This is a genomic window from Streptomyces xanthophaeus (assembly GCF_000725805.1).
Lineage (GTDB): Bacteria > Actinomycetota > Actinomycetes > Streptomycetales > Streptomycetaceae > Streptomyces > Streptomyces xanthophaeus.
Genome location: NZ_JOFT01000012.1, coordinates 199,189 through 213,174, shown reverse-complemented (window position 1 = coordinate 213,174; position 13,986 = coordinate 199,189). Strand labels below are relative to the sequence as shown.

Below are 13,986 nucleotides of genomic sequence, written 5' to 3'. Positions count from 1 at the left end.
TTGCGCGCCACTGTCCGCAAGGACGAACTCTGGCCCAGCCCCTCGATAGCGCCGTCGCGCTACCCCGCACCACCAACATCCCATGGAGTGACCGCTTACCGCGACGAGGGTCTCCTTCCCTCGTGAGCTGCCTTGCGGGGTATCAGCAAGCAACACTGGAGCACGCGTTGAACACATTGGGTACTGCCCGTCAGCAGGACCTTCGAAGCCTGAGTGACGGGGAGTTGTGCGCCCTGCTGCGCGGGCACACCTCGGAATCCGACGCCGCCGTCGACGACGTGATGGCCGAGGTGTTCGCCCGTCACCACTCCTCGGTGCTCGCCTACGCCCGTACATGCTGTCGGGACCTGTCCACCGCCCAGGACCTCGCCGCCGAGGCCTTCGCCCGGACCTACCGGGCCGTCGCATGGGGCGCCGGGCCCGAGTACGCCTGGCGACCGTACCTGCTGACCTGTGTTCGCCACCTTGCGGCCGCATGGACGCTGGAGGGTGCCCGTATGCGGATGTCCGACGACTTCGTGGAATGGGCCGCGCATATCACGGACGACCAGGACGTGGAGGAGGCCGTCTTCTCGACGGAAGAGGGGTCGCTGGTCCTGCGGGCCTACAAGTCGCTGCCTGAGCGCTGGCAGGCCGTGCTGTGGCACGCCGTCGTAGAGAACGAGCCGGCTGCCGAGACCGCGGGCCGCCTAGGCATATCGGCGGGAGGCGTCGGCTCCCTGGTGGCGCGTGCGCGAGAAGGCCTGCGCGAGGCCTACCTGCGCGCCCACCTGGACCAGAGCGCGAGCGACGAGTGCAGGCACTACGGCGTGCAGATCGCCGCCACGCTCCGGCGGCCGGGCAAGCGCCGCACCCGGGACCTGGACCGACACCTCCGCGCATGCCACAACTGCGCCCGGGCCGAGCGCGACCTGCGCGACGTCAACGGCCGTCTGGGGGCACTGCTACTGGGCGGAATCCTGCTATGGAAGCCCGCCTCCTTCCTGGCGACCCTGGGTGAGAATGGCGCCCATCTCGCCGCGGGAACGCTGAACGGGGCCCAGCTCGCCGGAGCCGTGAAATGCGGCGTCGCGGTCGCCGTGGCAGGAGCAGCGGTTACCGCCGTGGTTGCCCTGCTGCCCGCCGAGTCCGAAAACAACAGATCCGACCGACCGGCCACACCCGCCAGGACGCATTCGGCCCCCAGTACTACCCCGAGCAATCCGATCGTGACGGCGACGCCGGCCGTGGTCATCGGCTCACCATCACCAGGCACCGTCCCGGCATCACCCACCACAGCCCCGCGCCCTTCCAATTCCGCACCGACCACCGATTCGCCGACCACCAAGGCGCCGACCCCGACCCCGACCCCGACCTCGGCGTCGACCCCGACCGCACCGGCTCGCGACGGCAGAGACCGGGGTTCCGATTCCGGCAGCACGGTCCCGCCTCCCGAGACGGAATCCGGGGGCACCGGACTGGGGGCGGGCGTGTGGTGAACGGTGGGGGCGGTGGAACCACCGCGCGGAGAGCAGTGCGCCCTGCGAGCGAGTACAGCACGGGGCCGGTACACGAAGACGGATTCGACTTGCTCGGCATCGACGAGAACGGGTCGCCGGGCGAGTGCCAGCGCGTCGTCCCGGGTCGCTCGCCGGGGGCGTACGGGAGCAAACGGGGCAGGGGGCGCCCGGGGCTCCCGTTGACGAATTGAGGGAGCAGGCCGGGTCAGCCGCCTACGTCGTGGCCGGCAATGGCTCAGGGAGGGAATGCAGTGATTGATGGGCGTTGTCCGGGCTGTGGTGCTGCGGGCGCGGGCTGCGGGTGTGCGCATGGCGGGAGTTTCGACCCCATGCGCATCCGGCCGTACGTGACGTTGACCGACCCCGGCGGGACGGATGCCACGGCGTCCGTCCCACCGGTTCTGGGGGTTCTGGGGGCGGTGACACCACCCCGGGACGACACCCAGCGGTACCGGGTGCCCGCACCAATGGAGCACCAACTTTGGCCGGAAGCCCAGGAGCCCGTCCCGCACACCGCCGATACGATTCGTCGCCAGTCGGTTCCCGGGCTCCCTGCCCCGCGAGCGGGCGGGCTGGCGGAGCGCCCGGCGGGGGCGGGCCGCGCCCGCAAGGAGATTGCAGGTCGGACTCACAAGCGGCCGGCGGCGCCCCTGCTTGCTGCGGCCGCGGTGATCGCGGTCGGCGGGATGGCCATGGCGTTGTTGACGCCGGATTCCTCCGGCAATGACGTCATGCTTTCGGAAATGCGACCGTCGGCTTCTGTGGCGAGCACGATCGCTCCCGTGCCCTCCCCGACGCTTTCCGCCAAAGGGTCCGGCCATTCGCCGTCCGCTTCGGCTTCGCGCTCTTCGACACCGAGTGCTTCCCGTGCTTCCCCGTCCACCTCGCCCGCCTCATCCCTTCAGGCATCACCGTCTACTTCGCCGAGCGTGTCCCCGAGCGTGGATCGTCTCCCCAGCCACGAGCCGCCGCCCTCGCCGACGCCGATCCTCAGGTTCGGCGACTCGGGCCCCGAGGTGGAGAGTCTTCAGCGACTACTTGTCAGGAAAGGCCTCTACAAAGGCAAAATCCACGGCCGATTCGACCGGGGAGTCAGACAAGCTCTGTCGAAGTTTCAGCTGGCCCTACGGATTGAGAACGACGAATGGGGTACCTACGGGCCGGCGACCCGTCGAGCGCTGGAGGAATAGGACCACGATTCCGGAGGCCGTTCGGCACAGACGGTCCAAGTCAAGCAGTCCTGAAATCAAGACCTGGTCGGATGACCCAAGGAGAAGGGAGAAGTGGCGCCATGCCAACCTGTCCGAACGGGCACCAGTCCGGCTACGAGCACTGGTGCGAGGCCAGCTGCCATCCTCCGGCGCCCGCCCCGAGCGCCCCCGCCTCGCCGGCCTTCGGCGACGGCCAGCCCATGGCCGGTGAGCCGACCGCGCCTGCAGGAACGTGCCTGCAGTGCGGGACTCCGCGCGAGGGCGTGGCTCCGTTCTGCGTAGTGTGCTGGTGCACCTTTCAGACGCGGTCGCCGGTTCCGCACACCGCGGACGCATCGCAGCCGGGCGTGATGGCGGGCAACCCCAACGTGAACATCCCACCGTCACAGTGCCTGTCGGCCTTCTCGCAGGCCCCCTTCGAATACCACGGCTCACAGGAGTCCTGGATGGAACGGTCGGTCGATCCGCTCGGCCACCAGGACAGCCAACTGCTCCTACAGCCCGGGCCCGAACAGCAGTCGTACGCCCAGCAGCACCTCCAGCAGGAGTACCAGCAGTCCTCACGGCATCGGCAGCAACAGGAGTATGCGGCCCTATGCCAGGTCCCATCCCACGTGGGCGGCTTCTGGAGCGCGACGGTCGGCCCCGACAGCTCGTACTACATGTCGATGATGCAGCGAAGCGGCCCGGAGGCGTCCGGGTTGAATCTGCCCGCCGGTTTCCCCGAGCGGCACCTCGCGCTCTCCGGCGGACAGGTCACCATCGGTCGCCGACGCGCCTCTCGGGGCGATCCACCGGACATCGACCTCTCGGTGTCTCCCGAAGACCCCGGCGTCTCCCACCAGCACGCGATGCTTGTCCAACGCCCCGACGGAAGCTGGTCTGTGATGGACCAGAACTCCACCAACGGCACCACCATCAACGGCGGCGAGGAACCGATCCAGCCGTACGTTCCGATCCCCCTTGGCGACGGCGATCGGGTCCACGTCGGCGCCTGGACCACCATCACCGTCCGCCACAGTTAGAGAGGGGCGTGGCGCGTTCAAGCACCATCACCTCCTCGCCGAAGCCCCCCGCAACCTCCCCTGCGTCCTGCGCGGCTTAGATCGTGTCCTATGTGGTGAGGCGGTCGCTGAGTCCGTCATGGGGCGGGGTACGTGGAGTTGGATTGTTCCGGACGGGTTGTGGGAGATCGCGGAGCCGTTGATCCCGCCGTCGAGGGTGCGGCCGCAGGGCGGCGGGACGCAGGACACGCCTGATGAGACGCTGTTCGCCGCGATCATCTACGTGCTGGTCAGCGGCTGTGCCTGGCGGTCGCTGCCACCGTGCTTCGGGATATCGAAGTCGGCAGCCCACCGCAGATTCCTGATCTGGTCGAGAGCCGGCGTGTGGGGCCGGCTCCACGAGGAGATCCTGCACAGGCTCGACGATGCCGGCCTGCTCGACCTCTCCCGAGCCGTCCTCGACTCCGCCCGCATTCGGGCGAAAAAGGGGGCGAACTCACAGGTCCGAGCCTCGTGGACCGGGGCAAACCGGGCTCCAAGAGGCACGTCCTGTCGGACGCGGCAGGGCTGCCCCTCCTCGTCGGCCTCACCGCAGCCAACACCCACGACAGCCTCGCGTTGAAGCCCATGGTGCTCGGTCACCACACGAGACACGACCCCCACCGCGGCCGCCACTTCAAACCCCAGCGGCTCCGTGCCGACAAGGCCTACGACATCCCTGATCTGCGTCGATGGCTCCGCGGTAAACGTATCGGCGTCCGCATCGCCCGCAAGGGCATCGAGTCATCGGAACGACTCGGCCGGCGCCGGTGGGTGACGGAGCAAACCATGTCCTGGCTGACCGGCTACCGCCTACTCAACCACCGCTACGAACGCCATCCCCGCAACTACCTGGCATTTCTCGGCCTCGCCGCTGCCATCTGCTGCCACAAGCGACTCGTCCGCCGCACCACATAGGACACGGTCTTATTGCAGCTACTCCCCCAAGAAGCTTGGATTCTTTCAAAGCATGAACTCGATCTCCTGGAGCGCTCATTGCCCTCCAGGAGGCTCGTTCCGATCAGTAGCCGATCCACGCGCATCCATTACACTGCGTAGCCGATGCTCCTGATCGGACACTTCTTCCGGAGCAGGCACGGACCAGATTCCCGAACAGCGCCGGACCAGCCGACCACGCAGGCTCGATCGCGAATGAGGGTTCGTCGACCTCCGCCATCGCGGCGAAGAGCTGGATCGGGCGGAGCAACGAGGAGATCGTACAGGCCCGCAAGGACTGGATGGAGCACGAGGTACGGCGAAGTGAAGGGCTACGACGGCCCCCCGATCCCGGCCCCCGAACTCCCGCCGGTGCCCCTGAAAGCACGCGGACGAGTTCGCTGACCTGCGCTTTTCTGCAGTAGGTCGACCAGCCGATATCAGCCGAGGCGAGGCCGTATCCCGCGCGGAGATCGTTCCGGTGGGGTGGGCGACGGGGGCTCTGGGAGGCTCTCTCCGAGCCCTCGTCGTTTCCCAGGTATGACCAGCTGGAGTCAGCTTTGCCAGGACCAATGCTGACCCAATGCTGACTTTAACGACAGTTCGTCAGCTCGCTTCATCGTTTCCGGGGGTCGTGAAGGAGCCGTGCGGATAATTCGCTTACTACTAACCTACTCGAGTCCGGTCCATCCACACCGCCCGGACATGCCCACTCGCCGCCGGGGTCTTCCCTTGGCAGAAAGCATCAGCCGGCGACTGGGCCTCTTAAGCCGCCGATGTCAGCAGCCGTGTCCCGGAGAACCGATGAAACTGCCCGTCACCATCCACCAAGCACGGCTCGGATCCACGGAGTTCAAGGTCATCCGACCCGCCCGGCCCCTGGCCCACGCAGTGCTCATCGACCACGATCGGCACCTGGACACCTACCTCGATCAGGACGCCGCGCAGCGAATCGGCGGGCTATGGAAGCTCGCCGCCTCTTCACCGCGCTCGCTGGTCCACCTGCCGATGCGGGGGAACCGTGGCCCCTCCCGCGAGCTGCCAGGAGACGGCACACGACAGCTTGATCTCGTGCTGCTGCACCACTCTCTCCAGTTCGCACCCTCACGCTGGAAGGCAATACGAGGACGGCTCGGCCCAGGGCGGCCGCAGACCGTGACGCTGCCCGGCCCAGGACACGCCGACGAAGCCGTGATCGATCACGAGGCACGGCACTACCAAGAGAACCGGGATCTTTTCCACCAGCACCTCCACGCCGAGACTCTGTTCATGACCGGCAGCGCGAAGGTGTTCAGGGACACCGCCCGGCACTTCTTCGACGTCGCCCGAAACGGCCCCGGATACGTCCCCGTCCATCCGAGCTACCCGCACTTCTGCACCGAGCTCCACTCCAACGATGGCATTCTCGGCGACGCGCGCGAGATCCACATCGAGTACTGCGACCAGTGGGACTCATCACTCTGACCGACAGGACCCCGCCGACCATGACGGTCAACGATCACCTCCAGCATCTCGCCGTGAGGGCCCTCGCATCCTCCAGGTAGCGGTCATCAGAGCACCACGGGGTTCAAGGCGAAGCCCAGGCTGGCTAGTTGTCGCGCTGGCTGGCCTGATGAAACCCCGAAGAATTTCCGGATTCGACCAGTAAAGTGACCGTCATGATGGAGACCTCCGATCCCTTGGTCGGCGGCCGGTACCGCCTTGTGAAGCCGATCGGCCAGGGCGGTATGGGGCGCGTTTGGCGGGCACACGACGAGCTCCTCAACCGCGGCGTGGCAGTGAAGGAGCTGCTGCTCCCCCCAGGCCTCCCGGACGCCGAACGCACGTCATTGGTGCGGCGCGTGATACGCGAGGCCCAGGCAGCGGCTCGGTTGCGACATCCGGGAATCGTCTCTGTGTTCGACGTAGTGCAGCACCAGGGGGTGCCCGTGATCGTCATGGAGCATCTGGACGGCCGATCACTCGGTGCGGAAATTCGCTCACTCGGAGCCCTCGCGCCGGACCGTGTCATCGCTGTCGGGCTGGCCCTCCTCGACGCGCTGGCGGAAGCACACGCCAAGGGCGTGGTGCACCGGGACGTCAAGCCGGACAATGTTCTGCTGACCGAAAGGGGAGCCGTCCTCACGGACTTCGGCATCGCGCGGTTCGCCGACGCGTCAACCGCGTTGACGGCGACCGGCGTTCTCATCGGCACCCCCGCCTACATGGCTCCCGAGCAGCTAGAGGGACACGAGGCAACCGCAGCCACCGACCTCTGGTCTCTTGGCGCCACGCTCTGGCACGCAGCCGAGGGTCAACCGCCGTTTTCCGCCGCTACCTTGACAGCGCTATACGTGGCCATCCTGACTCAGCCTCCGCGTCCTCATCGGTCGGCCGACTTACTCGTATCTGTCCTCGTCTCCCTGCTGGAGAAGTCTCCGGCACGACGGGCCACGGTAACCCTGGCTGTCGAGAGCCTGTGCATCCTCCAGCAGACCCATGCCGCTGCGACGGCTTCCGCCCCGCGCCCTGCGGCCGTACCGGCTCCGTCAGCAGCTCCTCTGCTGGAGCCGCCGCCCGTCCTGGATACACACCCGCTGACCGTCCGCGAGACGAGGCCGGCCGGCACGCGGCCTGAGGTTCGGTCCGGTAGTGCATCGGCGTCCGGATCCGCCACATCCTACGACTCGTTCCGCCTTCACCTGAAGCTCACGTCCGGCGGGCCCGTTTATGCCGTTGCCTTCAGTCCGGACGGTGGAACCATCGCCGCGAACGGTGGAAACCAGCTTCAACTGTGGGAAGCCGCTTCCGGTAAGGCGCTTGACGCGCCGCGCGGACACAAGGATTTGATCACTTCGGTAGCGTTCAGCCCCGACGGTTCCATGATCGCCAGCGGCGGACATGACTTCTCCGTGCGATTGTGGAACACAGCCTCGGGCCGGCCCGCAGAGCCGGCTGAACGCCGAGGGCTCGCTCGCTTGTGGGCAGCGCGCAACGGTCCGGCTGCACTGGCTCACCCCTACCAGGTGATGTCTCTGGCTTTCAGCCCGGATAGCGCACTACTAGTGACGGGCAGCAATGACAAGAAGGCCCGCATCTGGGATACGGCCTCTGGCAGGATCGTCGCCACGCTGGGCGGCCACACTGACCATGTGAATGCCGCGGCCTTTGCTCCGGACGGGAAAAGCTTCGCCACCAGCGCCGGAAAGAGCGTGTGCCTGTGGGACAGGTCCGGACGCGCCCTGGGAGCATGGGAACTTCGATCCAATGTGGGCCCGTTGGCTTTCAACCCGGCCAGTGATCTACTCGCGACGGGCTGCTGGGAGGACGGATGGCTGCGTGACATCAGGACGGGGAAGGTGACGGTGGGATTCGACGGCTACGCCGAAGCGTATTCCCTCGCGTTCAGTCCGGACGGGCAGGTACTCGCCACGGGGTGCAGGGACGGCAAGGTGCGGGTGTGGGAGGTGGCCTCGGGTCGGTGCCTTACTGTTCTTGACCACGACGCTCCGCCGGCATGGGGCCACCGCCCCATCGGGTTTCGCGCAGGGTGGGTCAGATCAGTGGCCTTCTCCCCTGACGGCCGTACTCTAGCGGCGGGCGGGGGGCATTCCGACACCGTGCATCTGTGGAGTTGCTAGGACGACCATCCCCCGGGCTGCGGTCAGCGTCCTGTCGAAATTCGCCCTACAAGGCCGAAATGCCGCGGCTTCTTCTTCGGCACGTTCTGGGATACGCTCCGCCCCGGCTGGCTGCCGGGACGGAGCGAGGGGCGTACGAGGCTGGGCTCAGCGGGTGCTTGCGCGTCGGCGCCGGCGGAGCACGGCGGCTCCGCCCGCCAGGGCGAATGCCGCACCGGAACCGCCGGCAATGAGCAACGTGGAGGACGGGGCGTCGTCCGCCTCACTCTGGAGGCTGTAGCCGCTGGAGTAGCCGTTGGTGTCGTAGTCCGAGCCGGGCAGCTTGTCGGCGTAGCGGGCCTTGACCAGCTTCTGGTAATCGTTGAGCGACACCGACGCCTGGCCGCCCAGTCCTTGCCGGGCCTGGTCGTTGAGGGGCTCGACGGTGGTGAGCTTGAGCTGGTACCAGCCGCGGATCTGCGGTTCGGTGAACACCAGCGTGCCCAGGGTGGCCTTGCCTGCGTATGCGGCGTCGCTGTCGCCGTCGCGCACGGCCGCCAGGTGCCAGCCGCCGCCCTGGGTGGGGGCGAGCATGACGGTGGCGTCGCGGCCGTTGACGGTGGTGCTCAGCGAGGAGACCAGCCCTGTCAGCTTGATCGCCTCGGTGGGCAGTGGCTTGGCGGTGCCTGCGACGAACCCGGGGGTGATCTCGTTGCGTGCCACCGGGTCCTTGATCGTGAAGACCGGGAGGCCCTGGCAGGGCTCGGCCGTTTCGGGGATCGTCTGCACCGGCTCGCCGGCGCCGCCGGTGGGCACCGGAGTGCGCAGGAATCGGCAGACGGCGTTTCGGACGTCGGTGGACTTCACCGCGTCGAGGGCTGCCTGGTAGTCGGGGATGTCGGCGGGGAGAGGGTCCTTGGCCGGGACGGCGTGCGTCGGACTGACGACGGACAGCAGCGCGGATGCGCTCACTGCGATGACGAGGGACAGACGGGCGAAACGAGAGGCCGTCCGCTTGCTAGACATTTCGGTGCCGCTGATGTCGCGCATGTCGCCTGCCTTAGCGGGAGATACCGATGCGGGAGTGGGTCCACTTCGACGAGCTGTTGCTCACGTAGTCGTGGTAGTTCCACCACGTGTACGTAGTGGTGTCCGGCCACGGGTCGGCCACAGCGATCGTGGTGTTCGACGTATCGAAGCCGTAGACCACGTTCATGTGGCCGCCACCGGACGTCCACCCGATGCGGGCACCGATCGGCCGGGCCGCCTTGACGTCGGTGTACACCTGGTTGAACGTGGCCGCGCTGCTCAGGCCCGAGCCGGTGTGGGCCATGCCGAGGCTGCTCCAGCCCCTGGCCATGTCGTCGAGTGTGGCGGGCTGGTTGTTGCAGCCGTAGTAGGGCTGAGCCCGGTTGCAGAAATCCGTCTGCGTGGAGCCGAAGCCCTGGAATTTGGCGATGGTCAGCCCGGAGGCGACCCAGCACCACTGGGTCTTCTCCTGCTTCAGCATGCTGATGGTGTCCTGACCCGCTTCCGCGTGAGCTGTGCCTCCCGCGGCCACGAGCGATCCCAAGGCGGCCAGCGCGATGGCCGACGCCGTGGTTCCGTACCTGAACCTGCCCATTTTCCTGCCTTCCCCTGATGGGTACAACGAGATGAACGGGGCGATCTGGCAGGAATATGACAGCGCACCATGTCTGCGGCACATAGGCGCCTTGCAGCAAATTAACCCCTAATGATGAATTGTCAGGTAATCAAGCGACTCATTCAGTGCCAGAGTCGGCCGCCGAAGAGTCAATCCGGCAGTGGCCGGCGGTATCGCGGAGCAGGTGGCCGAGCAGCTGCCACGCGGTCTGCTCGGGGAGTCCCCACGCGAAGGAGCGTTTGGCGCTCTTGAAGTCGAGTAGCAGGCCGTCGACCACGAGGTCGGCGTCGGCGGCCCCCAGGAGGCCGGTGGGTGGTCAGGTTGAGCCGGTGGACGACGTCGTCGACCGTGTCCTGGTGCGGGAGCTACAGGAGCCGGTCTGGGGTGAGCCGTCAGGGTCCTGGAGAGCGGCGAGGTACAACTGGGTGCAGGTAAATCCGGACGGGTTGCGGGCCATCGCCTGGGACCAGGCTGCGGCAGGCAGCGTCCGACCCCAGGTCCTCCTCTCCGTCGTGGGCCCGGTCCATCGACATCGAGCTTCAACTGGTGCACGGTCTCGGCCAGGTGCGCGGCGAGCTCGTTGCCTCATGCCAGGTCCACGGGCGCAGCCGTGGTGAAGGCCAGCTCTGCAGCCGCAGGTCGATCGCCGTGCCGATGCTGTCGGCTTCCGTGCCGATCGTGACGCCCCCCTGCCCGCATCCGCGAAACCATCGAGTGGTACGCCGACGAACACGGCACCGTCGACGGCTACCTCCTCCGCCACCCCACGGACCCCACCAAGCCGTACCTGGGCTACTACCTCCAGAACCATTAGCAGCGCATGAAGCGCGCAGGCGAGGCCGACGTCCCGGACGGCATGGTGATCTACAGCCTCACCCACTTCTTCGCCTCGAACTGCCTCACCAACGGCATCCCCATCACCGACGTCGCCGAGTGGATGGGCCACAAGAGCTCGACATCGCCTTCAAGATCTACCGCCACCTCATGCCCGGCTCCATCGGCCAAGCCGCGAAGATCCTGGACGTCGGCTTCGCCGCCTGACACTGCGTCGACAACTCCAAGGAGCTATTCGAGCTCGGGCCCTCTTGAACCTACGCTCCGAGACCGCGGCCGCCTGACTCAAGGACGGCCGCAGCGGCCCAATGATCTGGGTCTCCTCCCTGAATCAGGCAGCATTCTTCTCCAACGCCATCGATGAAGCGGCTTGGTGGCATAGACCCTGTGCCATGTGACGGTCAACGGGTGCTCTTGCGAGGGAGGACAGGCCACTGCGGCGAGTCGAACGCTTCGAGCCGGCGGAGCGCTCGCCCAAGATGCCCGCGCGCCGCGCCTTGCGTGACCACTCCTCAGCTGTCCGGAGCGGCACGCGCCAAGTCTGCGCGACCATATCGTGGGGCTTGAAGCCCTTCCGAAGGGCAAAGCGGTGCACGGACGCGACGGCCTTCAACGGTCGGGGACCGCGCCGGGGGTGGTTCCCGGCCAGGGCTTGGTCAGAGCGGTCGTGAGGTGTCCCACCTGCACCTCGGGACCGAGCGCAAGCGCCAGGTCGACCACCTGCTGGTGGTCGATGCCAGCGAGGTCACCGAGCCCCTCCCCGTCCGGGACATCACCTCGGGCCGCCCGGCCTCCGGCGTCGGACCGGCCCCGGCGGAGCCATTGCTGCACCCGCTCATCCGGGCGGGCGATATCCTCCTCCCCACGCTGGCGCGGGAGGTCGTGGCACGGGTCGCCACCGGGGAGGACGTCGGGACGTACGCGGGCTCCGGTGTTCACCGTCTGCGGGTGACCGACCCCGATCTGGTCGACCCGTGGTATCTCGCCGGGTTCTTGTCCAGCCCCGAGGGCGGCTGGCAGGCGGCCTCCGTGACAAGCACCCTCGGCGCCCGCAGCCGGGTTGATCCGCGCCGGGTACGGATTTCACTGCCGCCTGGCGACCTGCAACGCGCGTACGGCCTTACGTTCCGCTCCATCACGGAATTCACCACAGCCGTACGTGGCGTCCACGATCCTGGAATTGCTCTGGCACGCGACCTGATAGAAACCGTCGCGGCAGACCTGCGCGCGTCCTTGGCTGTGTGCCGGCCCGCCGCGCATCGATAAGAACCCGCGAATGGGGTGCTGACCTCCTGAGACTTGACCGTAGGCAAGGCCTGCCGGCTGACGCTCGATGCCACAGCTATCCGCGCGAATGGCAGGGTGCACCAGATAGCCGTGGAGCACTTGGAAACGAAGTCCATCCGCGCTCACCGACACCCCGTGACCGCGCACCGTGCACGGCGAACAGGGCGAGATACGTGCGTAGCGCAGGTCAGCGGAACCCCCAGGTGCTCCGCGATCGGGTGGTCGCCGCGGGCCTCGGCGACCTTACGGACCTCTCGTTTACGCAGCTCAAGGGGATAGAAGGAGGGACGCGCCACGACTCGGTCCTTTCACGGAATCGAGTCTCCATCGAACACGGAACGGTTCACCGAGCGGTGTGGCTGCAGGCCGAACACTCGCCAGATCCGTGAGAGCGAGGACTGGGACAGGCCCATACTCCTTCGCCATCGATCACAAAGTTGCGGTGTGTCCATGAGAACACTCTCACCGGTAACCCACGTGTAGCTCATGTATAGCTCGCAGGCTCTTCACCCATGACATCCACCCGGATATACGGAGCCAGGAGACGTGAGCATGGACGACCTACTGGAGCGGGCCCGTTCCTTTCGACACCGCATCGCTCGCGGAAGGTCCGCGACATCATCGTGTGCGGGCACTCGCACTGCGGCGCGGTAGGGGCCGTGGCCCGTGGTGAGGACCTGACCCATCTGCCCAGCGTGGCGGACTGGGTGGACTTCGCCCGTCGGCGGCGTAGCCACATGGACGTTCCGAGGGCGAGGGCCAGCAGAGTGCCGACGCCCCCGGCCAGCCACGGGGCTCGCGACGCCGGGCCGCCTGCCGGGGGTTGCGCCTCCGCATTCCGGCAGTCGGGTGCGGCTTGAGTGACCCGGTAGCGGGCCCAGACTTTCTGCGGCTCACCTGCCTTTGCCCACTCCACGGTGTAGAGGCCGGGCTGTGCATCGCACCGGATTGTGGCTGTGGCCGTGGCCATCTTGTCGCCACGCATCACCACAGGGGCCGTGAAGCCGGACGACGTCAGCTTTACCCGGCCGTCATCCGCCGTGTGCGGGTTGTCCTGAGCGGCGATCCGGGCTCCGGCCTGCACGGTTCGAACATGCCAGGGCGTCTGCGGCCACGGCGCGTCAGGGCCCCAGTCCTCCTCCCGCGACTCCTCCGGGGCCTGCGCCGTGCGGCGGGCACACTCCTCGCGCGCCTGCTCGTCGGCCGCGGCCACCTGCACGCTTCCCCACAGCCGGCTGCCACCTGATTCCTCCTGCTCGTCGGCCGGGGGCTTCAGGAGCACCTCATGGGGACCGGCAGCAGCTGTACAGGAGATGGTCACGACGGCCGTAACGACAGTGTTCTGGATCCTCAGCGCGCCGTCATCGACGAACGCGCCGGACGTGACCCTGACGCCGTTGCGGGCATCGGCGGATACCCGGGCCGGCGTGGACACGGCCACCCGGTCACCGGGCTGGACGGATATCGACGCCCCGCTCGGCAGCGGCTTCGGCGCATCCGTGGCCGACGAAGCCGACGCCACGCCCGTCCCTGCTGACAACAGAATGACCAGCGTCCCTGCAGCGCTGCGACCAACTCGACTCAACCCCATTTGGTGCCTTTCATCCTCCGTTAACGATCTTGCAGGCCCGCGCCTAGCCCCCCTACTCATCGAACTGACGCACCAATACAACCCGCTACGTTGCGTCATCAGCACGCCCAGAAAGCGCCCTTCCTTGATAACAAGAAACCGATGGATCACTGCGACCACGCTCACCCTCGCAGCTGCCCTGTTCGTGACTCCGGCCGCCGCAGCCGGACCCAGTCCCACACCGGCTGAGTCCCTACCGTCGAGGACCGCCCCACCCACGCCCTCCAAGACGCACGTTCGACCCGAACGGTCAACACTCGTCCCCACCCCAACTCCTCCCCCTCCCCGTCCCCGGGAATCAC

10 protein-coding genes and 2 pseudogenes are annotated in these 13,986 nt (G+C 67.3%); 9 read left to right on the top strand and 3 right to left on the bottom strand.

Features of this window, described 5'->3' with window-relative positions; all coding sequences use genetic code 11:
• Window positions 1-167: 167 nt before the first annotated feature.
• A complete protein-coding gene (locus IO30_RS41715) occupies window positions 168-1,478 on the top strand; it encodes an RNA polymerase sigma factor (RefSeq protein ID WP_167347246.1) in 1,311 nt (436 codons plus the stop codon).
• 649 nt (window positions 1,479-2,127) lie between these two features.
• Here the strand turns inward: IO30_RS41715 and IO30_RS45295 are convergent.
• A complete protein-coding gene (locus tag IO30_RS45295) occupies window positions 2,128-2,382 on the bottom strand; it encodes a hypothetical protein (protein WP_031140311.1) in 255 nt (84 codons plus the stop codon).
• On the opposite strand from IO30_RS45295, the gene IO30_RS48030 reads away from it, so the two are divergent.
• The 6 genes and pseudogenes from IO30_RS48030 (at window position 2,282) to IO30_RS41710 (ending at window position 8,309) form a co-directional block, all read left to right on the top strand.
• Entirely contained in the window at window positions 2,282-2,689 is a 408-nt protein-coding gene (locus IO30_RS48030) for a peptidoglycan-binding domain-containing protein (RefSeq protein ID WP_425338106.1), read from the top strand. The two genes, IO30_RS45295 and IO30_RS48030, sit on opposite strands and share 101 nt — an antisense overlap.
• 641 nt (window positions 2,690-3,330) lie before the next feature.
• Window positions 3,331-3,735 (top strand): annotated as a pseudogene (locus IO30_RS48025) (FHA domain-containing protein); the annotation flags it as partial.
• Between the two features lie 118 nt (window positions 3,736-3,853).
• Window positions 3,854-4,671, top strand: a protein-coding gene (locus tag IO30_RS44410; protein WP_107066856.1) for an IS5 family transposase whose coding sequence is annotated in 2 segments (ribosomal slippage) — window positions 3,854-4,196 and window positions 4,196-4,671 — 819 coding nt in all. Because the reading frame shifts where the segments join, the coding sequence is not laid out codon by codon here.
• A 269-nt stretch (window positions 4,672-4,940) separates the two neighbouring features.
• A pseudogene (locus IO30_RS43090) lies at window positions 4,941-5,094 on the top strand (pirin); the annotation flags it as partial.
• Window positions 5,095-5,493: 399 nt separating this feature from the next.
• Entirely contained in the window at window positions 5,494-6,153 is a 660-nt protein-coding gene (locus IO30_RS0106835; RefSeq protein WP_031140304.1) for a hypothetical protein, read from the top strand.
• Window positions 6,154-6,347: 194 nt separating this feature from the next.
• The gene (locus IO30_RS41710) at window positions 6,348-8,309 is read left to right on the top strand and encodes a WD40 repeat domain-containing serine/threonine protein kinase (RefSeq protein WP_157853137.1); all 1,962 of its coding nucleotides are present in this window, start codon (window positions 6,348-6,350) and stop codon (window positions 8,307-8,309) included.
• Between the two features lie 147 nt (window positions 8,310-8,456).
• Here the strand turns inward: IO30_RS41710 and IO30_RS0106825 are convergent, their stop codons facing one another.
• Together IO30_RS0106825 and IO30_RS0106820 are read right to left on the bottom strand one after the other, a co-directional pair.
• A complete protein-coding gene (locus IO30_RS0106825; RefSeq protein ID WP_031140300.1) occupies window positions 8,457-9,338 on the bottom strand; it encodes a hypothetical protein in 882 nt (293 codons plus the stop codon).
• Window positions 9,339-9,348: 10 nt separating this feature from the next.
• The gene (locus tag IO30_RS0106820) at window positions 9,349-9,912 is read right to left on the bottom strand and encodes a papain-like cysteine protease family protein (RefSeq protein WP_031140297.1); all 564 of its coding nucleotides are present in this window, start codon (window positions 9,910-9,912) and stop codon (window positions 9,349-9,351) included.
• A gap of 1,527 nt (window positions 9,913-11,439) precedes the next feature.
• On the opposite strand from IO30_RS0106820, the gene IO30_RS0106805 reads away from it, so the two are divergent.
• Together IO30_RS0106805 and IO30_RS47565 are read left to right on the top strand one after the other, a co-directional pair.
• Window positions 11,440-12,033, top strand: a complete 594-nt coding sequence (locus IO30_RS0106805) for a restriction endonuclease subunit S domain-containing protein (RefSeq protein ID WP_031140294.1) — start codon at window positions 11,440-11,442, stop codon at window positions 12,031-12,033.
• Between the two features lie 533 nt (window positions 12,034-12,566).
• On the top strand, window positions 12,567-12,914 hold the full coding sequence (locus tag IO30_RS47565; protein ID WP_078904581.1) for a carbonic anhydrase: 348 nt from the start codon (window positions 12,567-12,569) through the stop codon (window positions 12,912-12,914).
• Window positions 12,915-13,986 lie beyond the last annotated feature (1,072 nt).

Excerpts from the sequence above, each read along its gene's own strand:
- IO30_RS0106835 (WP_031140304.1), top strand. The coding sequence starts at position 5,494 with ATGAAACTGCCCGTCACCATCCACCAAGCACGGCTCGGATCCACGGAG.
- IO30_RS41710 (WP_157853137.1), top strand. The coding sequence starts at position 6,348 with ATGATGGAGACCTCCGATCCCTTGGTCGGCGGCCGGTACCGCCTTGTG.
- IO30_RS0106825 (WP_031140300.1), bottom strand. The coding sequence starts at position 9,338 with ATGCGCGACATCAGCGGCACCGAAATGTCTAGCAAGCGGACGGCCTCT.
- IO30_RS0106820 (WP_031140297.1), bottom strand. The coding sequence starts at position 9,912 with ATGGGCAGGTTCAGGTACGGAACCACGGCGTCGGCCATCGCGCTGGCC.
- IO30_RS47565 (WP_078904581.1), top strand. The coding sequence starts at position 12,567 with ATGACATCCACCCGGATATACGGAGCCAGGAGACGTGAGCATGGACGA.